We start from the raw sequence: 26044 nt of genomic DNA on the forward strand, positions 1-26044 counted from the left end.
GCACTTCCAATACAAATAGAGGGAGCGACCTTAGTTGCCTAAAACAAGCTTCACTTTTCCCGAAATCATCGATTCGTTCAAGCAGGCCGTCGCGGTCGTCGATGCCGATGGCTGCATTGTCTCCGTCAACCGAAACTGGGTCCAAAATTCGATCGATGCGGGCATTCCCGAAACGTTCGAATGGATCGGCGTCAGCTTCATGCAAATTTATTACGCCCTGTCGGAGGCCGACGGACGGCCGCCGGACGAGCTTGATTCCGTATTGAACGGAACGCTGCCTTATTATCGCCAGGAAATCCAGTCCTCGATGCAGCGTGCGAATAAGTGGTATCTGCTCGAAGCCTCGGCGATTTACGACGATGGCCGCCATACCGTCAAAGGGATGACCGTGTGCTTCACCGACATCACCAAGAGCAAAATGATCGAGCATGATTTGCTGGAGGCCCTGACCCAAATCCGAACGCTGCGCGGGCTCCTTCCGATCTGCGCCGTGTGCAAAAGAATCCGCGACGAACAAGATATTTGGAATTCGGTCGAAAGTTTTCTCGAAAAACATACGCACGCGGAGTTCACCCATGACATCTGTCCGGACTGCATCCGGCGCCTGTATCCGAAGTATTCCTCTATTTTGGACGGATCGTCCTGCTCGTAAACCGGCCTTAACATACGCATGCCCGGATTGTCGTTTCGATACGCGACGCTCGAAAGCCATCCGTGCTTGTATGCATTCGCAATGAATAACATTCCATTTTATGGATGTAACGTTGACGATTTCTATTTATATGAATATAATTGTTATGACAATTAATTGAAGGAGTGCATCTCTCTGAAAAGGTCCAAATTGCCCCACCAATCGATTGGATTCCGGTTCGGCAACATGTCCCGCAAAATGTCCTCCCTGTTTGCAAGCAGACTGAAGCCGTACGGCATCACCCCCGAACAATGGACGGTGCTGTACCAAGTGTATCTCCAGGAAGGAATCAACCAAAAGGAGCTTGCGCTGAGATCCGGCAAAGACCAGCCCTCCATTACGCGGATCCTCGACGTTCTCGACAAAAAGGGCTTCGTCCGGCGCAAACCCGACCCCGGCGACCGGAGAGCCTATTTGATCTATGCGACCCCGGCCGTTAAGCAGCTGATGAACGAAACCGAGCCGCTGGAGCTCAGCCTGAACGACGAGCTGATCGCCGGGATTACGGACGAGCAGCTCGAGACGCTCGACCAGATTATGAAACAAATCAACGCCAATATTGACCGAATATTTGTAGAGTAGAGGTTACAACCATGGAAGACACCAAAGACAAATTGTGGACCCGGGAGTTTATCATGCTGACGGTGTGCAATCTGCTGCTGTTTTTGAACCTGCAGATGATCTTGTCGCCGCTCCCCGGTTACGTCAAAGAACATTTTCACGCGGGCGCTTTAACGGTCAGCCTGTTCACGACCGTGTTTGCTTTATCCGCCATTATCTCCCGTCTCTTCTCGGCGAAAGCGCTGGAAAAAGGGAAACGCAACGTCATCTTGTTTCTGGGGCTTGCCCTGGCGCTTCTCGCCACGCTGGGCTACCTATGGAGCGGCACGCTTGCGCTGCTGCTAGCGATGCGGATCGTGTTCGGCATCGGCTTCGGCATGGGCAGCACCACGCTGCCGACGATGGCATCCGGGATCGTTCCGGTCCGCCGCCTCGGCGAAGGCATGGGGTATTTCGGCTTATCGACCAGCATAGCCTTGTCCCTTGGACCCGTGATCGGCAGCATGCTGCTCGAAAAGCAAGGGTTCACGACGCTCGTGTACGCAACGATCATCGTAATCGCCCTTATTTTTCCGCTTGTTTATCCGCTGACGAAAAAGGTTAAACCGCCGGAGCCTGCCGCCGTTCCCAAAGCATTTTCGGCCGTCCCGGAGAAAAAGGGATTCCCGAAAGCGCTCCTGCTGCCAAGCCTGCTGAACCTGCTCATGTCCGTGACGTACGGCGGGCTCCTCAGCTTTATGAACCTGTTCGGCAAAGAGGCCCATTTGGCCAACGCTTCGCTTTTCTTTTTGTTTAATGCGGCAGCGGTCATTTTGATCCGGCCGATTTCCGGCAAAATTTACGACAAAAAAGGCCATAAAGCCCTGCTCATCCCGGCAGCGGCATGTTTGATCGTCGGGCTGTGGCTGCTGTCCTATGCGACGTCGACCGGCTTTTTGGCGCTGGCCGCCCTCTTCTACGGGCTTGGATTCGGCACGCTGCAGCCGACGCTGCAATCCTGGATGCTTCAGCTCGTACCGCCGCAGCGGCAAGGGATGGCGAACAGCATGTATTTCAACTCGCTCGACTTCGGCGTGGCCGTGGGCGCGCTCGTTTTGGGGCAAATCGCCGCTTTCAGCAGCTACGGCACGATGTATCGGTATTCCTCGTTGTTCCTGGGCGTCTTTATCGCCATTTATGCCTTGTACCTGCTGACCCGATCCAAAGACGGGGCGAAAGCCATCCTCCAGCCTTCCCCGGACAACCGCTCGATCGACGGTTAAACGTCGCAGACCCTTCCGCATGCCGCGGAGGGGTCTTTTTCCACGCTTCGTTTTTAAGTCCCGGCGGCCCCCCTGGAATTTAAGGTGATTCTTCGAACCGCTTCCCCATATAATGGTTTCATGACATCCGTAAGCCTAACGTTAAAGCCATTTAGCAAAAATGCAGCGGCACATGTCTTTTTGTTTTGCAAGCGCTTTCTTATCTAATCACAATACATAAGGAGGAAGACCCGTCATGAGAAACCACCGGATTACGACCTTCTCCGATTTGCTCTACCCGAACGGTACCTTGATGCAAAAAGGCTATTCGACCAAAGCCGTGATGCGCTACAACCGCAAGCATATTAAGGCTCCGCCGTGGCGGATCAAGGAATGGGATTTCTACCAAGTGTCCAATGACGATTACTGCCTCCAGCTGACCATCGGCCACGCCTCTTACGCCGGGGAAGTTTCCGCGATGCTGATCGATTTGAACGAGAAAAAAACATACGCCGCAAAAGAAATCATCGCGCTCCCGTTCAACCGGCTGCACATGCCCGCTTCCGCCGAGCATGGGGATTTGGCCGTTCGCCGCAAAACGATCGACATGCAGTTTGAGGTGTACAAAGGCGGCCGCCGTTTGCGCTGCCGAACCCGCGATCCGAAAACGTTCCCCCGAATCGACATCGATATCGAGCTTTCCCAGCCCGATCTGGAATCGATGGTCATTGCAACGCCGTTTGACGAAGATCCTCGCTATTTTTATTACAATCACAAAATCAATTGCATGCCTGCCAGCGGCACTGTCACGTTTAGCGACCGGACGATCGCGTTCGAGCCGGAAACGGCTTTCGGACTTCTCGACTGGGGACGCGGCGTCTGGCCGTTTAACCATGAATGGGTTTGGGGCAGCGGCAGCGCCTGGATCGGCGGCAAACGTTTCGGATTCAACATCGGCTTCGGGTTCGGCAATACGGAGGCCGCCACGGAAAATATGCTGTTTTACGACGGAAACGCCCACAAGCTGAACGAGGTGTACGTCGACCTGGCGGCAGGCGGGTACATGTCCCCGAAAAAAATCACCAGCGATGACGGGCGGTTCGAAATGGATTTTGAGCCGATCTACGACCGGTATACCGAAACGAAAATGCTGTTCGTCGACAACTGCTGCCACCAAATTTTCGGGCGTTTCAAAGGCAAAGCCGTTCTGGACGACGGCACCGTGATCGACGTGAAGGACATGTCGGGGTTCGTGGAGCACGCGGTCAATCGCTGGTGACCTATAACCGGCAGCGGCAAAAAGCCCTCCCGGTTCATTCCGGAAGGGCTTTGAATGCTTCGTAAAGGCATGCGTAAGAATATGCGCCGGCCCTGCAGGACCGGGAGCGGACCAGCCGCTGGAGCGAGGGCTAAGCGCGTCACGATACGCAGCATCGGGCTCAGCAGCGAAGGCAAAAGCGAGACATGCCCCTCAAAAATCGAAGACGATTCGGGCCTGCCTGCGGAAACGGCTCTGACAGGAAGTTATCTGATTACAGACGGCTTGTCCGGATCGAGGTAGTCTCTTTTTTCCCCTATTCCCTTTAAGCGCTTCATGTTTGTCATGAATCTCGTACCGAAGGAGCAAACGGATCGCTCTCTTCGGGCCAAACCACCCCTTGTTAATATTATGTAATATTTTATTACATTCAGTAGAGTTATTATCATCTTTTTTCACTTGTTTTATTGACAAAAGGAAAAGTTTGTGTGATATTAACTTACAAATATTCTGATTCAAACAGTCGGATAGTGTATTTAGTGTAATATAATATAACATCAAATTTGGTTTTCATCCATTTCTAATGGCTCATCCTATTCTTGCTTGGAGGTGACCGCGTTGAACGACAAAAGCACCAAACTGCTGGATTACGTGCAGATGCTGGATAACGATTTATCGGTTGGAGGCTTCAGCTGCTTATCGGACTTAAGAAGCCGCATTTCGGAGGGACGTATTCAAACGCTGATGGAACTCGAAGGTTATTTTCTTCATCCCCTGACGAACCGTTTAGTCCGCCAAGACGGCACCGCCATTCAAGCGGTATACGAGGCGGCCGAGCTGCTGGACATCGCCTCAATCAGCAACATCGACAATATGCTGCTTGGCCCAGCCGTAACGACGGACGAATGCGAAGCCGCAAGAAAACGGGGAAAAAGACTGGTGAAGCTGGCACAAGCCTTGTACCCATGGCTCAACCTCTCCGTATTGGAGGGCATCGTCCGGGATCAGCTCGGTCCTGCTTGCCTGCCTACCGTCCATGCGTACATCAACTACCAATTGGGAACAAGCTGCGATCAGGCCGTATACGGTTATATGAAATCCGCCATATGCGCCTGCGTTTACGGTGCGGCCCGCCCTCTGAATATCGCCCGTCCCGAGGCCGCTATGTTGGCCGGCAAATGGACGGCGGAAACGGAAAAGGCGTGGCTGCTCGAAAAAGATTCCCTGACGAAAGAACGTTTTGAATCCACGGCAAGCAGCCCCCATATCGCTTGACCGGAAACGCCCGAATAGACACGGAAGCGGCCCCACGTTGTGGGGTTATTTTGATATGGACCCGATGTTTCATGAAGGAGAGAGATGACGATGAACCTTGCACCTGCCGCTTTTGATTTTTTGCCCGCACAGCCGGGGATGGCCAATCACTTCGACGACTATATCGAACTCCGCGACCATATTTCGCAAGAGGGCTTCCCGGTTCTCTTTTATCAATTTGTCGTTCCCCCGGTACACCCGGGACGGTGCCCGCTTATCCCCGGAGGCTGTATCGATATCCTGTTCCCTTTCGGAGCACAGGTTTCGGGCCCGATGGTGATTGGCGGCATCCGCAGCCGGACGTTATCGCTTCAGCCAGGAACGACGTATTTTGGCGCCAGGCTCCTCCCCGTACCGCTTGCCCCTCACTCCCTGATCCCCGTCAAAAAACTGGCGAACAGCTGCGTCCCGCTTGGCGACTTCCTCCCCGCCGGCCTGTGCTCCATGCTGCGGATTCCATTGGAGGGCGGTTCCTTTTTCAGCCGGATCAGCCTCTTCCAAGAGGGAATAGCCCGTGTTACAGCGCTGGCGCCGCTTGGAGGAGATCGGGAACCCAAAGGACTCGGACCTGCGATTGACCGAATCTGCGAAGCTCGCGGAAATATCAGCCTTAGCCATTTATCGGGCATCATGAACTGCTCAAGCCGTCACTTCCGCTCTTTATTCGAGGCATATGTAGGGATCCCGCCCAAGACGTTTTGCCAAATCGTACGTTTCCAATCCGCCGTCCGCCAACTGCTGCAGCCCGGTAAAATCGCCTTCAGCAACATCGTTTCGGAATCCGGTTATTACGATCAAGCCCATTTTATCCGCGAGTTCAAAAAATTCAGCCGCGAATGCCCGACCGTCTGGCTAACGCAACTTCTGCAAAAAAATCATAGTTAGCGTCATATTACCTCACATCAGTTCCGTTTTATACAATCCATGTGATATCTCCTCCGCTAAAATAGGCTCCAACGATGAAAATAAGGCCGCTTGTTTATCCCCAATCCCTGTATATCCGCCTTCCGGCCCCCAAACCAGGGATTTCAAACAGGCCCTTGTCTTCCGTATAGAGTCATCTTTCATAACATCACCACAGGAGGAGAACTTATGAAGAGTTTCAAAAGCAAACAGTTAGTGCTGCTATTTATCTCTGCCCTGTCGCTCACCCCGACGATGGCATCGGCCTCTCCGGCAGCCTCCCCCGCCCCGAGCGGCGAGATGGCGGAAGCCTTATCCCAAGACTGGATGCCGCAATCGCTGACATCGGCTGGGGCGAGCAGTTCGCCGATCACGGCGGCCGAATTCGCCGAAGCGGTCAAAACAGCCGCAAAAGCCGCCGGTTCCTCCGTCACCCTGGCGCCCACCCAAGAAAATGGGGGGCTGACGCGGGAAAAGGCGGCTTCCCTCCTGGATTCGCTCATTCAAGTGCCTTACGCCAAGCCGGTTGAATATCGCGACGTTGCTCCGGACAGTCCCGATCGCAAAGCCATCGCAGACGTATACACCGCCGAGCTGATGCAGGGAAAATCGCCCCAGGCTTTCGGCTACGGCAGCATGTTGACCCATCGCGAAACCGCCGCCATCGTCTATCGCCTTTACCGATATTTGCAGCCCTTCAAGCTGACGGAGGCTACGATCGCGGAGATGCAAAAAGCGATGGAAACCGGGCGCCTCACCTCCGAAGAACTGGTCGGGCAATATTTGGAGCGGATCGCGAAATACGATCATCAAGGCCCCAAACTCAACAGCATCCTTACTTTGAACGCCAAGGCGCTGGAAACGGCAAGACAGCTTGACGCCGAGCGCGCCGCCACGGGGGAACGCAGCCCGCTCCACGGCATCCCCGTGATCGTCAAAGACAACTACGATACATATGACATGCCCACGACCTCCGGCAACGTCGGCCTGAAGGGCGTCATCCCTCCGGATGACGCGGCGCAAGTAAAAAAATTAAGGGACGCCGGCGCCATCGTGATCGGCAAAGCCAATCTTCACGAATTTGCTTTCGGCTATACGACCGTCAGCTCGATGGGCGGGCAAACGCTTAACCCGTACGACCTGACCCGCGTGCCCGGCGGTTCCAGCGGGGGTACGGCCGCCGCCGTTGCCGCCAACCTCGCCGCGGTCGGCATGGGCACCGATACCGGCGGATCGATCCGGATCCCTTCCTCGTTCAACAGCCTGGTCGGTATCCGCCCGACCGTCGGCTTATCCAGCCGCGACGGCATTGCCCCGCTGGCGCTCACCCAGGATACGGGCGGACCGATCGCACGTACCGTAGCCGATGCGGCCCTCATATTGAATGCGACGGCAGGTTATGATCCCAACGACATTGCGACGGCCAAAAGCGTAGGTTTCGTGCCAAAGGATTATACCGATTACCTGGATCGCGACGGGCTGAAAGGCGCCCGGATCGGCATCGTACGCGAAGTATTCGGCACCGACGAACAGGTCAACGCCGTCGCCTCCCGCGCCATCGATGAAATGAAAGCCGCAGGCGCCGTACTTGTGGACAATGTCAAAATCCCGAACTTCGATGTCATCAACAAATACGGAAGCCTAAGCGCCTGGGAATTCAAATTCCAATTCAACGATTATCTCAAGTCGCTCGGCGACGCTTCGCCGTACAAATCGTTGGACGAATTGATCGCTTCCGGCCAATACGATCCTTCAATCGAAAAGGCGCTGATCGACCGGAACAAACGAACCTCTTTGGACGCGCAGGAGTATAAGGACATCGTCCTGTACCGCACGAAATACGTGCAGGAGGCCGTCCTGAAAATGATGGCGGACCATCAGCTGGACGCCCTGATCTTCCCGACCTCGTCCAAAACCGCCGTCAAAATCGGCGAAGATCAGGTGGCCGGAGACGCCTTCAAGCTGAGTTCTTTTACGGGCTGGCCTACGGTAACGGTGCCCGCAGGATTTACGCCGGACGGTCTTCCGGTGGGCATCGACTTCTTCGGCCGGGCATTCAGCGAACCTGAGCTTATCAAGCTGGCTTATAGCTATGAACAGCACACGCATCATCGCCAGGCGCCTGGTTCGACGCCATAACGTTTAACTTTCCGCGTTATTCCGAACTCATATTCCTTATTAAAATTCACCAAAAAAGCGCACCTGCTGCCGCGAGGTACCCGTCAGAATCCTCGGTTCGCGGCATCGGTGCGCTTTTGTTTTTATTTTTGAACATAAAAAAATCCTTGGCTTCGCAAGGACTGTCGTCGTTATGATTATGGTGCGGTAGAGAGGACTCGAACCTCCACGGGCATACGCCCACTACCCCCTCAAGATAGCGTGTCTGCCATTCCACCACTACCGCACGTTTAGGGAAAATAAAACTGGTGAGCCATGAAGGACTCGAACCTTCGACACCCTGATTAAAAGTCAGGTGCTCTACCAACTGAGCTAATGGCTCTCGATGACTCACAAAGATGTGCGCCAATACATGTAAAAGTGAAAGAAGTGACCCGTAGGGGATTCGAACCCCTGTTACCTCCGTGAAAGGGAGGTGTCTTAACCCCTTGACCAACGGGCCAGATTATCAATCGTGACAACAGAAATTATCTTAACAGAATTTCTGGGACATGACAAGTACCTTTTTGAAATTTTTTTTATTTCTTTTGGAACGGGCCTTTTTTTGCGTCATGGATGAATAAGTTTGGCCTTAATCCGGCATCTTATGATTGGTATGTCATCACCGGGATGATTTAATCCTGAACCTAAAATACACACATCAAAGGAGAACGAAACCATGGCTAAACCTGACAACCGCTCCGACAACGCGGAAAAAATCCAAAACGCCATCGACAATACGCGCGAAAACATCCAAAAAACGAACGATTACCTGGACGAGCATGCCGATGAAATCTCCGGGAAAGAGCTCCACAATCTCCAGCACAAAAATACGAAGCGCGAAAGAGCCATCGAAGGCTTTGAAGCCGAATACCAAGACGAAAAAAATCAATAAGTTGAAACGAGGGTTCCCATCCCTAGAACAGAAGAAGCTCCCAGCGTAAGCGCTGGGAGCTTTCGAAGTATTCCAAAACGGAGAGAGAGGGATACCCTCCCTTCGGTCGGGACTGCGACGCTGTTCCTATCGATGCCTATGCTCCGACGCCCCCTCTTCGAGGGTTCTCATCCCTATACATAAAAACTCCCAGGCGCTAAGCGCTGGGAGTTCTCGAAGTATTCCAAAACGGAGAGAGAGGGATACCCTCCCTTCGCTCGGGACTGCGACGCTGTTCCTATCGATGCCTATGCTCCGACGCCCCCTCTTCGAGGGTTCTCATCCCTATACATAAAAACTCCCAGGCGCTAAAGCGCTGGGAGTTCTCGAAGTATTCCAAAACGGAGAGAGAGGGATTCGAACCCTCGCACCGCTTACGCAGTCTAACCCCTTAGCAGAGGGTCCCCTTATAGCCACTTGGGTATCTCTCCAAGATACTGGCTCCCCGAACAGGACTCGAACCTGTGACAACTCGATTAACAGTCGAGTGCTCTACCGACTGAGCTATCGGGGAACGTTTTCAATATGGTGACAATACATAATTTATCATGATTTTTGGGGCGAGTCAAGCGTCGTCTGCCGGAGTTTTCCCCTGCATTTGCCGCATCGAAAACGCCTGGTATCCACCTTCCGCTTGCGCATATATTTCATCCCGCATCCCTGGCAAACCAGGACGTAACGATACGGCAGCGTTTTTCTCCCTCCGCGGCTCTGAAGCGTGCTGCAAAACCGGCTTCCGCCCACATGCGAGAGCAGCGTTTTAAAATCGGAATCGCGATGCTTGTACCCTCTTCCGGCAAGGTGCAGGTGGTAATGGCAAAGCTCATGCTTAATGATTTTCTCCACCTCTTCCCTGCCGTTTTCCTCCAGCTGATGCGGGTTGATTTCAATGTCATGGGTATGCGTAAAATATCGTCCTCCCGTGGAGGACAATCTCGCATTAAACGTTGCCCGATGCCTGAACGGTACGCCGAAGCTCTCCAGCGATACGCGTTCCACCCACTCCTGCAGCTCGTCGTTGCTCATGATCGGCATGTCCTTCATCAATGCTCCCTTTCCGTCTATTTGCACGGACACGAGTATTTCCGCGCAGGAATCTACTTGAATTTTAACTTCACCCTAAGCTACACTGTCAAGTAAGGATTGATTTGCATCGATATGCAAGCAGCAAGTACGGAGGGAGAACCATCATAATGCCAAACATGCGATACGTTATTTTGCAATCGGGAGACAAGCTCCAATACGTGGAGATGCCCGCCGATTATGCTTATCAGCTCAGCGCGCTGAATTTGAGGCTCCATAAGGAAGTCAGCAAGCTTACCGCCCAGGGTACGCCGGAGCTGCCGCTAGCCGTGGCCGAATGCGACCATCTCGAGCTGCTGCAGGAAACGTCCGCGATCGTAAGCGGCCTGGATTATATCAACGAACTGGAAAAATCTTTTGCTTCCCTCAATGAAACAAACTATCCGCTCATCTCGCTGCTCACCGAAATCCGGGCCCTGCAGGCGCAGCTGGAGCAATGGTACGAGGAAGAAGCCGTCTGACGTCCATGTTTAAAGGCGCACGCCGCTAGAGAGAGGGCACATCGCGTCCCGTTCGGGTCCGCTTTACGTCAAAAGTCGATTGCTTGGATGTTCGCGGCATGATCCGCCTCATAAAACGATGTAGACCTGCACGCTTTGGGCGTCTTCCCCATATGCTATCCATACAGACGGTTTTGCATGAGGAGGAGATACCCTTGCCGCAATGGCTCTGCAATCAACTGACACGCGCCTTCCGCAAAAAGGACAGACGCCAAATCAAGCTGCTGAACGACTGCTGGTTTTTTTACCGCAATTCAGGCAGCGAGGGCTCGGATCACTCATAAGTTTCGACATCCATAACGCAAGCAAAGAGGTTGCAAAAACCTAAAGCAAGAAAACGAGCCGGACGGTCAACGTCCGGCTTCTTTTTTGTCCTGAAGGCTGGTTATGAACCCCTGGTCGTATCCGTTCTCTTCCCCCCGAAACACGGCCAGCAGCAGAAATTTTTATTTTAAAAAGGAAGCGGGGGCATCCCCCAAATCTTGACGCTTATTCAAAGCTTCTCGTTGCCGGCCAGACGCCTTGCAGCTTGCTTAATAACACAATTTGACCCGTATGGTAGGCATCGTGGGTAATCAAACTCATAAAACGTTGAGGATGCACTTCGAGCTCCTCTTCCGGCAGTAGCTCCAGTTCGCTTTGCAGCGCTGCGTGAACATCCATAAGCCTCGATTTGGCCTGCTCCCAGCCTTCGCGGCTCGCTTCAAAGATGCGGAACGTCTCATCGTTGCTTAGGTTGAAAGCACCGGATGTCCCCTTTAGCCGGGCCAGCAAACGCTCCTTATAATACAAAAGATGCTGGACGTTTTCCCAAATGCTGTTGGCCGCCCCGTCGGCGGGTTTCCACAGCGCCTGCTCAAACGATACATTTTGAAGGGCGGGCTGCAGCGGCGGATACCAATCTTCCTTTTCCATGCAATAACCCCAATATTTCAGCAGCAAATTCCGGATGCTCATTCCATCGCCTCCATTTCATTGTAACCATCAAATTAATATACGGTAGTTACAACGAGAATAGCATACATATTCTTCCTGCACAACAGCCAATATGTTTAAAACGGTTTTCTCCCGGCGGTTCGCGGCCAAAGATGGCAAAAGCCATCCGTGATTGCTACAATGCTCATATAGAAAGGATGAATTGAGGCCATGTTATGGGATGATTTCGTGAACAGCCATTGGCATGATTGGCGGGGCAGCGGACGCGAAGAGGACCGTTTGGAGAAGGAAACGTGGCTTCGCCGGTTTATGCAGGAAAACGGCATTACCGCCGCCACCCTTCCGGATCCAGCGGAACTCCGCGAACTAAAAAAGCTCCGGGCATTTCTGCGGGAGCTCATTGGCCGGATCGTCGCCGGGGAAAGCATGACCGATGATCAGATCGGGATGCTGAACGACTGGATGGAAAAAGCGCCGGTATACCGCAAATTGACCCGTGCGGCCGATGAAGCCGTGAGCCTGGCGTATCTTCCGGCCAACGCCGATTGGACGCAAAGCATGGCCGAAATAGCGGCCTCCTTTGCGTCCGTGCTGGCGAATGGCGAAACGTCCAGAATCCGCATCTGCGACAACCCGGACTGCCTTTGGGTGTATTATGACGATACGCGCAACCGCTCCAAGCGGTATTGTGACGACAAAATGTGCGGCAACCTGATGAAGGTGCGGCGTTTCCGGGCCAAAAAGAAGCTCTCCGCCCCCGTTCAAGCGAACCCGGACGCCCCCTGAAGAATAACCGACTTCCCTTATAAAGACATGCGGAAATAAGCCCCGGTCTATCGATTTTTTCGACAGGGGCTTATTCGTTTTTACCGCCTTCTATTGCTGATCTTTCGGCTTGCGCATAGTCAAACCGACGCGGCCTTTTTTCAAATCCACGTTCAGCACCCAAACCGTTACATTGTCCCCGACGGAGACGACGTCCATCGGATGTTTGACGTAACCTTCGCTCAGCTGCGAAATATGCACGAGTCCGTCGCTTTTGATGCCGATATCCACGAAGGCCCCGAAGTCGATCACGTTGCGCACGGTGCCCTGAAGCTCCATGCCCGGAGACAAATCCTCGATCTTCAGCACGTCCGTCCGGAAAATCGGCAGCGGCAGCTCCTCGCGCGGGTCGCGGCCCGGGCGCTGCAAGCTTTCCAAAATGTCGCGCAAGGTCGGAACGCCGACGTCAAGCGCTTCGGCGAGCTGGCCGACATGCTGCTGCGCCAGCAAATCCGACAGCTCCTGCGTGCCCAGCTTGTCCATGCCGATGCCCAGCTCCTTGAACAAGCGATCGACCACCGGATACGATTCCGGGTGGATCGGCGTGCGGTCCAGCGGGTTCTCCCCGTCCGAAATCCGCAGGAAGCCGACACATTGCTCATACGTTTTGGCGCCGAGGCGCGGCACGTTTTGCAGCTGCTTGCGGCTGATGAATTTGCCGTTCGAATCGCGGTATTTCACGATGTTTTTCGCCAGCGTCGCGTTGACCCCGGCCACGTAAGACAAAAGCGACGGCGAAGCCGTGTTGACGTCGACGCCGACGTGGTTGACGGCCGATTCCACGACTGCCTTAAGGCTTTCGTCCAGATGCTTTTGCGAGACGTCATGCTGGTATTGTCCGACGCCGATCGCTTTCGGCTCGATTTTGACCAGCTCCGCAAGCGGGTCTTGCACCCGGCGGGCAATGGAAACCGCGCTCCGTTCCGCTACGTCCAGGTCCGGGAACTCTTCCTGCGCCAGCTTTGACGCCGAATATACGCTCGCGCCCGCTTCATTGACGATCAGGTACGCCAGGTTACGATCCTGCAGCTCCCCGATCACTTCCGCCACGAACTGCTCGGTTTCGCGCGAAGCGGTGCCGTTGCCGATGACGATCAGCTCGATCCCGTATTTGTTGATCAGCTCGCGGAATTTCTCCGCGGCTTCCTTTTTCTTGTTGTTCGGAGGCGTCGGATAGGTGACCGCCACCTCAAGCAGCTTGCCCGTCTCGTCGACGACGGCCAGCTTGCAACCCGTCCGGTACGCCGGGTCTACGCCGAGCACGCATCTGCCTTTGACCGGCGGCTGCAGCAGCAGGCTGCGCAGGTTGCCGGAGAAGATGGAGATCGCTTGATTCTCCCCTTTTTCCGTAAGTTCTGCGCGGATTTCCCGTTCGATCGAAGGCGCGATGAGACGTTTGTACGCATCTTCAATGACCGCGGTCAGGACGTTCTGCACGATGGACGGCCCCTTTACGGTCTGGCGCGCCATGAAATTGTGGATCGGCTCGGCCGATACCTCAAGCCCCACTTTGAGCACGTTTTCGCGTTCGCCCCGGTTGATCGCCAAAATCCGGTGAGGCGGCATCTTTTTGGCAAGCTCGCGGTAATTGTAATAGTTTTCGTACACCGATTCCTGCTCGGCATCCTTGGCCTCCGAGGTCAGCATCGCATGATCCATCGTATAACGGCGTACCCAGGAGCGGATCGTCGCGTCGTCGGCCATGTTTTCCGCCAAAATGTCCATTGCGCCGGCAATGGCGTCGTCCGTGTTCTCCACGCCTTTTTCGGCATCCACGTATTTCGCGGCTTCCTGCTGCAGATCCCCCTGCTTCGGCTGCCCCATGATCCATTCCGCCAGCGGCTCCAGTCCCTTTTCCTTGGCGACGCTTGCCCGCGTTTTGCGTTTTTGCCGGTATGGACGATATAAATCCTCCACTTCCTGCAGCTTGACCGCCTTCTCGATGGCCGTCTTCAGCTCGCCCGTCAGCTTGCCCTGCTCGTCGATGATCCGGATGACTTCGCGTTTCCGTTCCTCCAAATTGCGCAAATAGTGAACCCGTTCCTCGATATCGCGCAGCTGGTTTTCGTCGAGTTCTCCGGTCATTTCCTTACGGTATCTGGCGATAAACGGAATGGTGTTCCCTTCGTCCAGAAGCTCGACCGTCGTGCGGATCTGCTTCAGCGAAAGCTGCAATTCCTTCGCGGTCTGCTGGATGATCCGTTCCTGTTCGATCGCCTTCTGTTCTTCCGTATTCATGTCGACAACTGCTTTTTCCGTCATATGAAATCCCTCTTTCCCGTTCAATTCGCTTGTTTCGGCGACAATTGCATCGTTCGTTCGTATATTTCGTTCGTTTAATGGCGCTTTTTATGCATTTATGGTTGTCATGTAAAATTTCGTTCTCCACCCGCATTACATGCAAGGCATGGAGCTTCAAGTTCCAAATTGGCGTAAAATCCTCGTCAAACGGTCTAAAAAATTTAGATATTTTTCTAAAAAGTGAAGCAAGGTTCTTGTATATTATCACAAACTTTTGCCTACATTTCCAGCGGACATCTTTGGAAGAGGCAAACAAGGATGGCAGATGCTTCTTTCAGGGGGCATTTATTCCCTTCAGTCTGCCGGTTTCGTCGGCATTTGCGTTAACGCTTTGTTAAAAATGCTCGGGTGCGAGGCTTGTATTTTACAATCTTTTTACGCGGTCTATCAAGGATTTGGGGCGGTGGAAACTTTCTCCACAAGGGGGGGATCCATCTAACGAGGGGGAATGTCGAAGTTCAAAAAAGCGATCCCTCCAAAGTATTTTGGAAGAGGATGCCGTCAACTTTTACAGGACTGATGTGATAAAAAGGAGGTTCACATTTTGTGAGCCTCCTCTTTTTGATTATTTCTGTAAAAAACGAAATAAACCAACAGATAATAATATTCCTCCAAACAAACGATATCCGATAATGTATGATTCCAAATGGGCTTTCAGGTCGGCGGAATCCGTGCTTCCTCCCACGGCAGTTAAAAATTCCAGAGCACGGTCATCCCCCATACTAGTACTATTTAGAAGATACCGAGCGCCTATAATTATACAAATTAAGGCCAGTAGCCTCATAAGGATTTCCTTTAAATGAATATTTTTAAACAATAAATCCCCTCCTTTTTACCATTATAAACCTTTTTTTAACTTAAATATCAAAAAAAGTTTCGCCTCTGCTATGCCGAATTTCGCATCAAAATATCATCTCCCCCTCTTTTCCCAGGCAAACAGCCGCAAAAAAAAACGAAAAAAGGCGGCCCCCCGGGCACGCCTTTTCACTGCACTATTCATGGTTAAAAGTCGATCAAGCTCAAGCTGATCTGCAGGGAATCATCCACCTTTTTCATCGTTTCCTCGTCCAGGTGGGTGATTTTGTCCGTCAGCCTTTGCTTGTCAATGGTCCGGATTTGCTCCAGCAATATGACAGAGTCCCTGTCAAAGCCATGCGAAGCCGCATCGATTTCCACATGCGTCGGCAGCTTGGCTTTCTGAATCTGGGCCGTAATCGCCGCTACGATGACCGTAGGGCTGAAACGGTTGCCGATATCGTTTTGGATGACCAGCACCGGTCTTACTCCGCCTTGTTCAGAACCGACAACGGGTGACAGATCCGCAAAAAAAACGTCGCCGCGTTTTACGATCAATGTTTACACCCCGCTCACTAAGCGACCTAAAGTGCTGTCTGCATCTTCCTCCGCATGAAACGCCTCAGAGGCCATCGTCAAATTGATTTTGGCCATTTCCATGTAACCGCGCTGCATGGACTCGCGAATATAACGCTTTTTCCGTTCCATCAGATACAGCTTCATGGCCTGCCTGATCAATTCGCTGCGGTTGGAATTTTCCATAGCAACGATGCCATCCACTTCCTGCAAAAGATGATCCGGCAAGCTGATCATAATTCGTTTGGTATTCTGCATATTAGCCACCTTTTCTTCCACCCCCACAACCTTCACACCCTTGTGCACCAGTATTACTTTATTCAAGGAAATTTATACAAAGGAATATATATGCCGAAGGTATATCAGGTATGCTGCATTCCATTATAAACTACAGCCGCGGTGTCCGTACAGACAATCTCGGCATAAATCCTTATTCGAGAAGCAGGCAAGTTATTCCTGCTAGCTGTTTCGGAAAAGTCGGGCGGCCATTTTTTTCCTGTTATTCAGGGAGGAGAGAGTTGACCAATCGGACGGAATTTCCGCCGCGAACGTACAAGCGCGGCACCCGGCCCGCGATCATGCAGACGACCTCGTAGTTGATCGTGCCAAGCCAGGAAGCCAGTTCGTCGGCGGTGATGCTTGAGCCGGATTGGCTGCCGAACAGCACCACCTCTTCGCCGGCCCCGATCTCTTCCGCTTCTTTCCCGAAGGATTTGAGCGACACCATGCACTGGTCCATGCAGATCGTTCCGGCCACGGGCGCGCGGCGCCCGCGGATCAGCACCTCTGCCTTGCCGCTCAGCATCCGGGAATAACCGTCGGCATACCCGATCGGGAGCGTAGCGATCATTTCCTCTGCTTCTGTTACATATCTTGCGCCATAACTTACGCCCCAATGCGGGGGCAGCTTTTTGACGAACGAAACGTTGGTTTTCAGCGACATGACGGGGCGCAGAGCCACGCGCTGCCGGTTGACCTCATCCGATGGGTACAAGCCGTATAGGCTGATCCCGATCCGCACCATGTTGAAGCTCAGCTCCGGCATGTCGATCGCGGTCGCGCTGTTTCCGGTATGGAGTATCGGGAGGCGGATGCCTTTTTGCTCCATGGCTGCAACGACGCCGGCAAAACGGCGGTATTGCTCCTGCGTATAGCTTTTGTCCTCTTCGTCGGCTTTGGAAAAATGGGTGAACATCCCTTCGACTTCAGCCTGAGGCAGACCCGCAGCCTCCTCGATGAAGGACACCGCGCCGTCCCCGGGCAGCAGCCCCAGGCGTCCCATGCCGCTGTCGATTTTGACGTGCACCTTGAGCGGCCGCTCAAGGCTTGCTTCCGGCAGGCGCCGGATCGCCTCAAGCACCTCGGGACTGAATACGGTCACCGTCACCCGATGCTCCCAGGCGGCCTGGATTCCTTCCGGGGGCGTATACCCCAGCACCAGCACCGGCGCCTGAATGCCTGCCCGGCGAAGCTGGATCGCCTCATCCAGAAAGGCGACGCTCAAATAGTCCGCGCCGGCTTGCTCCAGCGCTCTTGCCACTTCCACGGCGCCATGGCCGTAAGCGTCCGCCTTGACGCAGGCCAGCAGCCGCATCCCTTCGGGAAGCGCATGCCGGAATGCTTTATAGTTCTCGATGAGATGATCCAAATTGATTTCCGCCCGTGTTGCTCTATATTGAACTTGCATTTTTTGCAGTCACCTTCTCTTACGTTTTACGCCAAGCTCGCTCATTAATCGTAATGTTCGAAAAGGCCACTGTCAATGAACCACGGCGGGGCGGTTTCGGGCATGTTTACCGTACCACGCGGGCGTACCGATCCATCCCGCAATCAAAAAAGCGGATTCCCCTGCCGCAGAGCAGTTGCCCTGCAGCGGAGAATCCGCCCGCGTGAAGTTATTTTCCGGTCTGCTCCTGCAGCGACACGGCGATTTTTTTCATCTCGTCGAATGGCAGGTTGCTGCTCGTGATGCGGAATTCGATGCCTTCGTCGTTCATCCAGGTCAGCGTCTTTTGCTCGTCTTCGGTATACAGCCCTGCCGTAAAGCCGAGATCGACGACATCTCCGGATGCCAGGGAGGATACGGCCTGATCCGGGGAGCGCGATTCCATGATGGTATATTGATAGGTTCCGTCATAACGGAGAAGGACCGTATGGTTTGCGCTGTCCTCTATTTTGTGGACATCCTTCTGTTCAACGCCTTCCGGCATGTACACCGGTTCGATCGTTCCGAAGTCTCCAAGCACTGTTGGCGCCGCCGCGTTTTCGGCTCCCTGCGAATCGTCCGCGGAGATTGGATTTCCGTTCTCGTCCACTTCCGTCACCATGCCCAGCGTCGGATCGCCTGCGGACGCCATATTCCGTTTCATGTCGAAGGAGTCCTTTTCGAACTTGGCATCGAACTTGAAGTCGCTGAATTTCACTTCCACCATGACATGCGCTTCGGCGTCGGATACCTGGACCTGCTTCGGAGCGTAGTTGTCTTTGCTGAGCCAAATTTTTTGGCGAACCAGGGATGAGCTGTGGTAATTGGCGGCAACGTCGAATACATAAGCGTCTTTGTCCTCGGCGAACTGGCGGGTTTTGTCGCTCAAGATGCCCTGCACCAGGGATTGGTATAAGTAGACCTGCCCTTGGTTTTCGGGCCAGTCGCTCTTGAAACGGAAGCTTTTCTTCAGGCTGGGCGTCAGGACGAATACGCCGTCGTCATTGCGGAGAACGATTTGCGTCACGTCCTTTTGCGCGTTGGTCAGGCTGATCCGGTAGTAGGAAGGATTTTGGTACCAGACCTCAATGTCGTATTCCTGCGGTTTTTCGCCCGTATACAACGTCATTTTGCCCGTTCCTTTATAAGATCCCTCCTTGCTTTGCAGTGTGTCGGCCACATCGGTTAATCCTTTGACTACGGAAGCGGCGTCCTTTTTGCCGCACCCGGCAAATACGACGGTAACGCACAAGATCATGGCGAGTACCCATGACATCCGGCGCATGACATCATCCCCTTTAGCACATGTTTTACTTGATTGATACATGTCTATGAGGGACTTGTTCACATTATGCAGACTAGCCTGACAAGCCGAGCAGGTTGTACCCTCCGGTACATCAGAAGGGCAGCAAGGCCGCGTTCGTCGCGGATTCTTTGGTCTAGGCCAATTTAGCAGTCTGATGCATTGTAAATATTAGCATGAATGTGGTAATAGTATAAGGATACAATCAAATGTTTACATTCAAATGTTTACATTCAAATTTTAACCCAAACTCGAGCCCAAGCATGATTGCAGTATACTTCAAGATAACCCAGTCCTATGTAATTTTATTACCTGCGAGTTCGCCCTTGGAAATAGAACCGATTAGTTTAGATATTAAAAGACCATTACTATTCAAAATTACACGTGAGCGCCACAAAACTCAAAGTTTTTGATTGGCTAGGCTAGGTTAGACAAGCCATATGAATCTCAAGCATAAAAAAAGGGAACCTATTTAAGCTCCCTTCATGTACTTACCTTAACGCTTGAACCTGCAACATCTCATAGATCTTTACTGCGGCCTGCTCCTAATCCCGGGCAATAAACGAGGTAATACTAGTTTTGGCATATAATCAGTCAGTTCTTTGTAACAATCTGTAAGCCATAATTACGGCTTCTTCAACCGAAGTATTCTTCTTAGGATTGAAGTTATTATTACTATCCCCCTGGATTATTTCTAGAGAACGAAGTTTCTTAATGGAATCTTTCGCCCATGAAGAAAACTCACTCTCGTCCTCAAACCGCTTATATTTATAGTCGATTTCAGCACTAGGTCTGGCAATAATGAAGGCTCTATACAACATCACGCACATTTCTTCTCTTGTTATTGTTTTTTGTGGTGAGAAAATATTCTCTGAAGTGCCTTTTACAATTCCTAAATTATAGGCATTCACAATTTTATTGTTCTTAGTATCAATAAATGGATTTTTTATTGCATCAGATATTTTTTCGCCTGTTAATGATTCGTAATACTTAACTGTAATTTCCGAAAATTTTCCCCTCGTAATTGGCTTACTAAAATCAAGATTTGTTACAGGAAGCAATAACCCCTTTTTTTCAGCTTCTCTCAGTTCTGGTTTAGCCCATTGGCTTGCATTTTTATATTCTCTTGCCTTTTCTACCGACAAGGTAGCAGGAGCATCCATAATCTTTACCGGGGTCAGGATCTTCTCCTCTTTTTTATCAGGTATAAAGTATCCCCCTAAGTTGTCTCCCCAAGCCCAAACCGTCCCATCTTCTCTGATAGCTACTGTTTTTGAAGAACCAGCAGAAACAAGTTTAACCTTATCCATAATAAGTTTTGGAGATCTTACATCTTCAGTTGAATCAATTCCTATTTGTCCATCTGAATTACTTCCCCAACCCCAGAGCTCACCATTTGATTTGATTACCATTACATAGCCATTTCCAGAAGATACATCATTTACATTGCTCATTATCATCGTTGGAGTAGAGATATCATCGAAAGAAGAGTTCGGATCGACCTGATTATAAATATTGTCCCCCCAGCCCCAAAGCTCTCCATTACCTTTTATTGCATAATAGGACCGATAGTAGTTATCGTTCCGTGTATTAATGTACTTAACGTCATTCATTAATTTTTGGGGAGTATCTGAGCTATCACTCCAAAACCAAAGTTCTCCATTTTCTTTAAGCATCATGAGATTCATGTCATCAACAATTGCTTGATTAACATCATCCATCAGTTTTTTTGGCTTTTCATTCATTCCATAATAACCAGGATGACTCCAACCCCAAAGTTCTCCGTTATCTTTTATTACTACATAAGTAGAATACCATTTTGAAATATATTTCAGCTTAGAATCTTTTAAATTTCCAATACCCCACTCACCTGACGAAATTCCATTCTTCTTGATGGCATAGACACCATCATTAATATTCTGTGATAAAAATTCCACGCTGCCTGCTATCTTCTTAGGCTTTGTTATTTTTTTATTGGATCCATCAAGGTAGTCATTTTCTCCCCATGCGATAACATCACCATTATTTTTTAGTATAAGGGTGTCCCTATTACTAATTACAATTTGTTTTGCCCAAAATTCATTGGCATTTGATGCGTTAACTGGAGAATTAATCAAAATAAAAGATAAGATGATAACAGTCAGAAGTGATAACGTTTTTTTCATATATCAATCTCCTTCCAAAATTATACGTATATAGACCGATTCTAATTGTATTCTAGACAAATAACCAGGTATATTATACCATTATTTTTAATCATAAGGTTCTAAAGACCTAGCAAGATAGATACCTTAGCGATAAAAACAGGAGGGGAAATATGAAAAAGAAAATCTTATGTTTAATGGCTGGGATTTCTCTCATATCAAATGCTTTTGGAATTTCTCACATTGAAGCTACCCAAGCAGTACATAAAGTTCATTTAAAATTATCCAATGGAGCTACATACTTTGGTGAAGTGAAAAATGGTAAACCAAATGGTGCTGGTACAATGAAATGGGGAGCAAATAAATCCTATTCTGGTTCGTGGATTAATGGACAGAGATCTGGATTTGGAATCTACAGAGTTACCGATTACAGTAATGCCACTACAAACGAAGAAGGGAAACTAGTCAATGTTGAAATCACCCTATACAAAGGATACTGGAGTAATGATCGCCAAAATGGTAACGGCATTTTGAAAACCGTGCTTACCAGCGATGACGTTAATATAACCAATGTTTACAAAGGGAAATTTGTGAATAATTCATTCAAAACTGGCTATAGTTTGTTTTCTTCTTATTTAGGAGATTATTTTAGTTATACTGATGAGCAAAAGGTTATTCAATTTTCTGTTTATTCTCACAATGATGCACAAAAGTTATCATCCTCCAATTTGAAAAATGGAGAAATTGCCTCTTTAAGTTACTATAACAAAATTAAAAACGGTTACTTTCAAGGATTTCATGTTGGGTCAGAAGGGTCAGCTTCTTCTTTTTCAGAGGGTACATATAAATCATTATCTTCCGAAAACACCACTGATTACCGTCTGCATACAGGAACCATATATCACTATGATGCAGATGAATTTTACACAGCTACTAAATATAAAAATGGTAATAAAATTTCAACATCCCAAGTGAGTAACATTGATCAGTTTTATCAACTTTATAATAACATGATAAATAAGAATAAAGATGTCTTGAAACCACATATAAAGTCCTTTTCGTCTTTATTGTTGGAGTTGTAGTTATGGATCCTCTCCATTTATCTCAGTAATAATCACTTTACACGAAACGCAGATCCTACACAGGAAATTCGGTAAAAATTTTCAGCACTAATACTGCTTAAAAGACCAAGATCAAATTTTTATGCCCTTGGTCTTTTAAGCTTTACGGCTACAGGAGGATATTTAGGGAGCAGTATTTCTATTATTTGATTTACAAATGCACAGGAATGAGTTGAGGACTAATGAAAAAGATCATTATTTCACTATTATTATTTACTATGATATGTGGGTGTAATGACTCATCATCTAGTAATACTGAAATTGTGGAAAGGGAGAAGAGCAGTCTCCATGTCGATAAAGCATCTCAGAATGAAAATGAAAACAAAACAGCAAAAAAACAATTGGTTGATTCGGGAGAAGAAAAAAATTCAAGTGAAGTAACAGAGTCCAGTATTGAAAAAGAAGTTGCCTTTTGGAGAGTTATATCAGACACAATTAATATACGTAAATCTCCTAATATAAAATCGCAAACAATTGCAATTGGTAAGAAAGATCAAGATCTAGAATACCTTCACCACAAATTTCTTGATCCGAGTGATAATCGAATCTGGTATAACATTAAAAACAATCAAGGGGCAATTGGGTGGGTTAGTAGTGCTGTTGTTGCACAATCAGATGGTCAGAATTTTAATCTGCATGAGAAAAATACTAGTTCCGCTCAAGTTATCATGAAATCAAATATTCGAAAAGAACCTTCAATAAACAGTGTATCCATATCGATTGTTGAGAAAAGTTCCATTTTAAAAATTTTGGGTGGAACTACCTACGATTCTAATGACGGTCGCATTTGGTATCATGTTAAAACAAATTCGGGAATAACTGGGTGGATAAGTGGTAAAGTGATAAGTATATTGCCCCCTACTATTCTTGATATCAGCAACCCAGATACATATGTGGGCACTTGGGAGAGACATATGGTTCCTGAAGAAGATGATATCATGAATATCTCAATAATTCTGGAGAAAGGAATTAATGGTTATTCATTTTACATTGAGGATACAAATAATTACTTTGGAGCACATGCTTCCACATCTGGAGATATAGTGTTTGACAAGCAGGGAAGGGGAAAAGCAAAAGTTCACCTGTCTTCAAAAACTGGGCCCGCTGGTGAATATGAAGAAACAACGGAAACAGGCAACATAAGACTTCTTGACTCAGGTATTTTATATGATGGGCCAATAATGTCTGGTGCGGATGGTTATACGAACTATACACTATTTTTTGAGATAAAGAGAGATAACTATGATGGGGATCTTTAGCACGCATTACTAAACGAGGTAGGGGTAACAAGAGTGTTAGAAATAGCCCTAATTGGCGGTAGGAGCAAGAGAAATACCTTTTCGTTTATCGGAGAGGCGTTGACTGGACGTGGTATGAGATTCTCGTTGATACTTGGGAAAGTACATCGGTGTAGGTGGCAGCCACCATCCCAAAGTATAGTGTGCCGATGAAGGCCAGATAGTGTAGTGTTGCGGAGATGCCTTAGCGCTACGGGGTCAGAGACAGGTGGTATTTACCCATATGCTAACCTAGGTGAGGGTAGCACAAAGTTCCGCATCAATGTGGCTCATTACCAAGTGACCTAAAATGCCTCTCAAGTAGCATCTGCTAAGGATACTACAACGGCTTATCATGTATTGGATTCCAGAAACAGAATTGCGTGCAGATTTGGTGAAGACACGCCTCTCCATTAGTTAAATAGGGTTAGAGGCCTTTAGCTGGGAATGGAAAACTCTGGGCAAACAAAAGTATTCGGGTTGAGAGATCTAAAAGTCTACAAGGTGAGGAACCAGAGAAAGACTGCAGATAAAGGCAGAGTAAATTGGGACTACTTGCCGGTGAGGTCATGAGTAAATAGAATAAGCTGAATAAGCTCAAAATTCTAATATTAAGTATGTACGTAGAAAGTTAGACCTAAGTTAGTTATGGTCCTGATAAATTCTAAATCTTATTCATTTTATTCAATTTATTCAGGTAGTCTACAACGAGATCGAGGAAATATTTATGTTTAATCATAAATTATTCAACTTTATTCAACATTTTATGGACTGTGCCATAATTTTAGATAGTAAAATATTGGCCCCTCAGAAATATGACTGAGAGGCTTTTTAGTGCCTTCAACCAGCTATGCAGACTAGCCTGACAAGCCGGGGATGGGTTATATGCCTCGGTACACAGCCATAAATCCATGCTGGTTAGAGCTAACCCGTAATGAAAAACGCTCCCCTTTAAGACAGACAGAATTGATTCCGCCGCTTTAGGAGAGCATCTTCACGGGTTTTATTTGTCAGACATTTCAGGTTGCGAAAAATCTACTTCATAAAACCGGCATTCACGATACCGAAATACAATTTATCAGAATATTTCATATCCATTTCTGTATTGGTAATTTTAATTTTAAGCTTGTTTACGCCTTGAACATTAACATTAAAGGAAATCGGCAGCGTGCCTTTCTCCAGAACATCCGAGGTGTAGAGAAGGTTTCCATCCCCATATACCTTTAGGACCGCATGAGCATCCGTGGAGGAGCGGCTCTCGTAATGGAGGACAAAATCCCCTTGAAAACTTTTATATTTCCGGTTCAAAAGATACTCTCTTTCCGATTCCAGGCCATGCGTACCTCCTGTCCCTGAACCGATCATCTCGAAAAGAAGCCCGTTTTCATAGTTGGCGCCTGTATTGTCCTGATCAGATTCTTCGTCCCATGGCGAGATGGAATTGTTGCCGTAAGTGTCCCAGTCGGAGCCACCCCATTGAATTTGATGGGACTCGCTCAAATAATCCAGTTTGCTCAAAGAAACATTGTAGTCTTCTGCATTAATCTTTCCTATATAGACGCTGTTTTTGCTGCCGTCCCACTTCACTTTGCTGTTAAAGGCCTCTCCGACAGCTCTCACAGGCAGGTAGGTGGTTCCGTTATATACCAAAGGTTCGATTTCATTTCCTTTTTCGTCTTTCGCATGCAGCAGGTGCCCGTCAACATAAATTTTAGTGTGGTTAAAATAAGCCGTAATTTGTTTCTTGACCGGCTCTGCTAATGCTGTAACAGATGAAGTCAACAAAGCGGCTGCAATAAAGCCTGTTGTGAAGTAAAGAATTTTAGGTCTGTTAGGTTTCTTGCACATGACGATACTCTCCTCCTAGATAATTAGTTCTACTAATAGGTATTATCGGATCATATAAGCATAATCTTTAGCTGTAATAACGATAAAACTAGTTCTTTTATCCCACTCACTCCGTTGTGTGGTCTTTTTTTAAAGCTATCTAAATCAGGAAAGTTTATGATATCGACTAGCCTGACCGCTCGGTAACGGATAAGATGCTGAAACAAAATGAAACAACATGGATTTTGGCATTGACAATAACGAACAATCAGGAACAGGATAAGATCATACCTGATCATCAACCATGCTAGGATCTTTATGTTAGCTGAGGAACGCCGGCAGCCGATATTGGAGCTGCTTGTCAAAGACGGCAGGGTCATCGCAAAAGATCTCGCCGGCATGTTTGACCTGTCGATTGATTCGATCCGGCGGGATCTGACCATCATGGAGGAACAGGGGCTGCTGCAAAAAACATACGGGGGCGCCGTCCCGTTAGCGCCGCCTCCGAAGGTACGGACGCTGGCCCAGCCCAGATCCGTTCGATACGAAAATGCGGCGCCGCACCAAGACGCCATCTCGAAATACGCGGCGT

At 49.4% G+C, this 26044-nt stretch carries 23 protein-coding genes, 5 tRNA genes and 1 pseudogene; 14 read left to right on the forward strand and 15 right to left on the reverse strand.

Features of this window, described 5'->3' with window-relative positions:
* Positions 1 to 34 precede the first annotated feature (34 nt).
* The 7 genes from MKY58_RS22555 to MKY58_RS22585 all read left to right on the forward strand — a co-directional run bounded on the left by MKY58_RS22555 (position 35) and on the right by MKY58_RS22585 (position 8107).
* A complete protein-coding gene (locus MKY58_RS22555; RefSeq protein WP_339322207.1) occupies positions 35 to 652 on the forward strand; it encodes a PAS domain-containing protein in 618 nt (205 codons plus the stop codon).
* A gap of 189 nt (positions 653 to 841) precedes the next feature.
* Positions 842 to 1273 (forward strand): MarR family transcriptional regulator, encoded by a 432-nt coding sequence (locus MKY58_RS22560; protein ID WP_246537169.1) that lies wholly within the window; start codon positions 842 to 844, stop codon positions 1271 to 1273.
* Positions 1274 to 1284: 11 nt separating this feature from the next.
* The gene (locus MKY58_RS22565) at positions 1285 to 2514 is read left to right on the forward strand and encodes an MFS transporter (protein WP_339322208.1); all 1230 of its coding nucleotides are present in this window, start codon (positions 1285 to 1287) and stop codon (positions 2512 to 2514) included.
* Positions 2515 to 2749: 235 nt separating this feature from the next.
* Positions 2750 to 3772, forward strand: a complete 1023-nt coding sequence (locus tag MKY58_RS22570) for a DUF2804 domain-containing protein (protein ID WP_339322209.1) — start codon at positions 2750 to 2752, stop codon at positions 3770 to 3772.
* A 597-nt stretch (positions 3773 to 4369) separates the two neighbouring features.
* Positions 4370 to 5026 carry an urease accessory UreF family protein gene (locus MKY58_RS22575; RefSeq protein WP_339322210.1) on the forward strand — a complete coding sequence of 219 codons (657 nt, stop codon included), beginning with the start codon at positions 4370 to 4372 and terminating at the stop codon, positions 5024 to 5026.
* A gap of 90 nt (positions 5027 to 5116) precedes the next feature.
* Positions 5117 to 5950, forward strand: coding sequence for a helix-turn-helix domain-containing protein (locus MKY58_RS22580; RefSeq protein WP_339322211.1), 834 nt, complete (start codon positions 5117 to 5119; stop codon positions 5948 to 5950).
* A gap of 207 nt (positions 5951 to 6157) precedes the next feature.
* A complete protein-coding gene (locus tag MKY58_RS22585; protein WP_339322212.1) occupies positions 6158 to 8107 on the forward strand; it encodes an amidase family protein in 1950 nt (649 codons plus the stop codon).
* Positions 8108 to 8286: 179 nt separating this feature from the next.
* Here the strand turns inward: MKY58_RS22585 and MKY58_RS22590 are convergent.
* The 3 genes from MKY58_RS22590 to MKY58_RS22600 form a co-directional block, all read right to left on the reverse strand.
* Positions 8287 to 8372: transfer RNA gene (locus MKY58_RS22590), tRNA-Leu, on the reverse strand.
* A gap of 20 nt (positions 8373 to 8392) precedes the next feature.
* A tRNA-Lys gene (locus MKY58_RS22595) sits at positions 8393 to 8468 on the reverse strand.
* Positions 8469 to 8516: 48 nt separating this feature from the next.
* Positions 8517 to 8588: transfer RNA gene (locus tag MKY58_RS22600), tRNA-Glu, on the reverse strand.
* Positions 8589 to 8804: 216 nt separating this feature from the next.
* Between MKY58_RS22600 and tlp the strand changes: the two genes are divergently transcribed.
* A complete protein-coding gene (gene tlp, locus MKY58_RS22605) occupies positions 8805 to 9020 on the forward strand; it encodes a small acid-soluble spore protein Tlp (protein ID WP_339322213.1) in 216 nt (71 codons plus the stop codon).
* A 381-nt stretch (positions 9021 to 9401) separates the two neighbouring features.
* On the opposite strand, the gene MKY58_RS22610 is transcribed toward tlp, so the two are convergent.
* The 3 genes from MKY58_RS22610 to MKY58_RS22620 all read right to left on the reverse strand — a co-directional run bounded on the left by MKY58_RS22610 (position 9402) and on the right by MKY58_RS22620 (position 10085).
* Positions 9402 to 9490 (reverse strand) — tRNA-Ser (locus MKY58_RS22610).
* Positions 9491 to 9497: 7 nt separating this feature from the next.
* Positions 9498 to 9573 (reverse strand) — tRNA-Asn (locus tag MKY58_RS22615).
* A gap of 32 nt (positions 9574 to 9605) precedes the next feature.
* Entirely contained in the window at positions 9606 to 10085 is a 480-nt protein-coding gene (locus tag MKY58_RS22620; RefSeq protein ID WP_081992589.1) for a SprT family protein, read from the reverse strand.
* 167 nt (positions 10086 to 10252) lie between these two features.
* Between MKY58_RS22620 and MKY58_RS22625 the strand changes: the two genes are divergently transcribed.
* Positions 10253 to 10603, forward strand: coding sequence for a hydrolase/acyltransferase (locus tag MKY58_RS22625; RefSeq protein WP_339322214.1), 351 nt, complete (start codon positions 10253 to 10255; stop codon positions 10601 to 10603).
* 194 nt (positions 10604 to 10797) lie between these two features.
* Positions 10798 to 10926: a cortex morphogenetic protein CmpA gene (gene cmpA / locus MKY58_RS22630; RefSeq protein ID WP_156124654.1), complete on the forward strand. Its 129-nt coding sequence runs from the start codon at positions 10798 to 10800 to the stop codon at positions 10924 to 10926.
* A gap of 205 nt (positions 10927 to 11131) precedes the next feature.
* Here the strand turns inward: cmpA and MKY58_RS22635 are convergent, their stop codons facing one another.
* Entirely contained in the window at positions 11132 to 11599 is a 468-nt protein-coding gene (locus MKY58_RS22635; RefSeq protein WP_339322215.1) for a DinB family protein, read from the reverse strand.
* A 189-nt stretch (positions 11600 to 11788) separates the two neighbouring features.
* Here MKY58_RS22635 and MKY58_RS22640 point away from each other — a divergent pair, with 189 nt between their 5' ends.
* Positions 11789 to 12364, forward strand: coding sequence for a CGNR zinc finger domain-containing protein (locus tag MKY58_RS22640; RefSeq protein WP_339322216.1), 576 nt, complete (start codon positions 11789 to 11791; stop codon positions 12362 to 12364).
* 90 nt (positions 12365 to 12454) lie between these two features.
* Here the strand turns inward: MKY58_RS22640 and MKY58_RS22645 are convergent, their stop codons facing one another.
* The 7 genes from MKY58_RS22645 to MKY58_RS22675 all read right to left on the reverse strand — a co-directional run bounded on the left by MKY58_RS22645 (position 12455) and on the right by MKY58_RS22675 (position 21248).
* Positions 12455 to 14665, reverse strand: coding sequence for a Tex family protein (locus MKY58_RS22645; protein ID WP_339322217.1), 2211 nt, complete (start codon positions 14663 to 14665; stop codon positions 12455 to 12457).
* Between the two features lie 604 nt (positions 14666 to 15269).
* Complete coding sequence (locus MKY58_RS22650; RefSeq protein WP_339322218.1) at positions 15270 to 15521, reverse strand: hypothetical protein; 252 nt, start codon at positions 15519 to 15521, stop codon at positions 15270 to 15272.
* A 185-nt stretch (positions 15522 to 15706) separates the two neighbouring features.
* On the reverse strand, positions 15707 to 16057 hold the full coding sequence (locus MKY58_RS22655; RefSeq protein ID WP_036648300.1) for a type II toxin-antitoxin system PemK/MazF family toxin: 351 nt from the start codon (positions 16055 to 16057) through the stop codon (positions 15707 to 15709).
* A 3-nt stretch (positions 16058 to 16060) separates the two neighbouring features.
* Entirely contained in the window at positions 16061 to 16342 is a 282-nt protein-coding gene (locus MKY58_RS22660; RefSeq protein ID WP_036713120.1) for a ribbon-helix-helix protein, CopG family, read from the reverse strand.
* A gap of 232 nt (positions 16343 to 16574) precedes the next feature.
* A complete protein-coding gene (alr, locus tag MKY58_RS22665; RefSeq protein ID WP_339322219.1) occupies positions 16575 to 17762 on the reverse strand; it encodes an alanine racemase in 1188 nt (395 codons plus the stop codon).
* Positions 17763 to 17970: 208 nt separating this feature from the next.
* Positions 17971 to 19065, reverse strand: coding sequence for a DUF4367 domain-containing protein (locus MKY58_RS22670; protein ID WP_339322220.1), 1095 nt, complete (start codon positions 19063 to 19065; stop codon positions 17971 to 17973).
* A gap of 608 nt (positions 19066 to 19673) precedes the next feature.
* Positions 19674 to 21248: an S-layer homology domain-containing protein gene (locus MKY58_RS22675; protein ID WP_339322221.1), complete on the reverse strand. Its 1575-nt coding sequence runs from the start codon at positions 21246 to 21248 to the stop codon at positions 19674 to 19676.
* 152 nt (positions 21249 to 21400) lie between these two features.
* Here MKY58_RS22675 and MKY58_RS22680 point away from each other — a divergent pair, with 152 nt between their 5' ends.
* Both MKY58_RS22680 and MKY58_RS22685 read left to right on the forward strand, forming a co-directional pair.
* Positions 21401 to 22309: a hypothetical protein gene (locus MKY58_RS22680; RefSeq protein ID WP_339322222.1), complete on the forward strand. Its 909-nt coding sequence runs from the start codon at positions 21401 to 21403 to the stop codon at positions 22307 to 22309.
* Positions 22310 to 22530: 221 nt separating this feature from the next.
* Positions 22531 to 23607, forward strand: a complete 1077-nt coding sequence (locus MKY58_RS22685; protein ID WP_339322223.1) for an SH3 domain-containing protein — start codon at positions 22531 to 22533, stop codon at positions 23605 to 23607.
* 1053 nt (positions 23608 to 24660) lie between these two features.
* On the opposite strand, the gene MKY58_RS22690 is transcribed toward MKY58_RS22685, so the two are convergent.
* Entirely contained in the window at positions 24661 to 25473 is an 813-nt protein-coding gene (locus MKY58_RS22690) for an NPCBM/NEW2 domain-containing protein (protein WP_339322224.1), read from the reverse strand.
* A 297-nt stretch (positions 25474 to 25770) separates the two neighbouring features.
* Here MKY58_RS22690 and MKY58_RS22695 point away from each other — a divergent pair.
* A pseudogene (locus tag MKY58_RS22695) lies at positions 25771 to 26043 on the forward strand (DeoR family transcriptional regulator); the annotation flags it as partial.
* Position 26044 lies beyond the last annotated feature (1 nt).

This window comes from Paenibacillus sp. FSL W8-0194 (assembly GCF_037969745.1).
In the GTDB taxonomy this organism is placed as follows: domain Bacteria; phylum Bacillota; class Bacilli; order Paenibacillales; family Paenibacillaceae; genus Paenibacillus_AQ; species Paenibacillus_AQ cookii.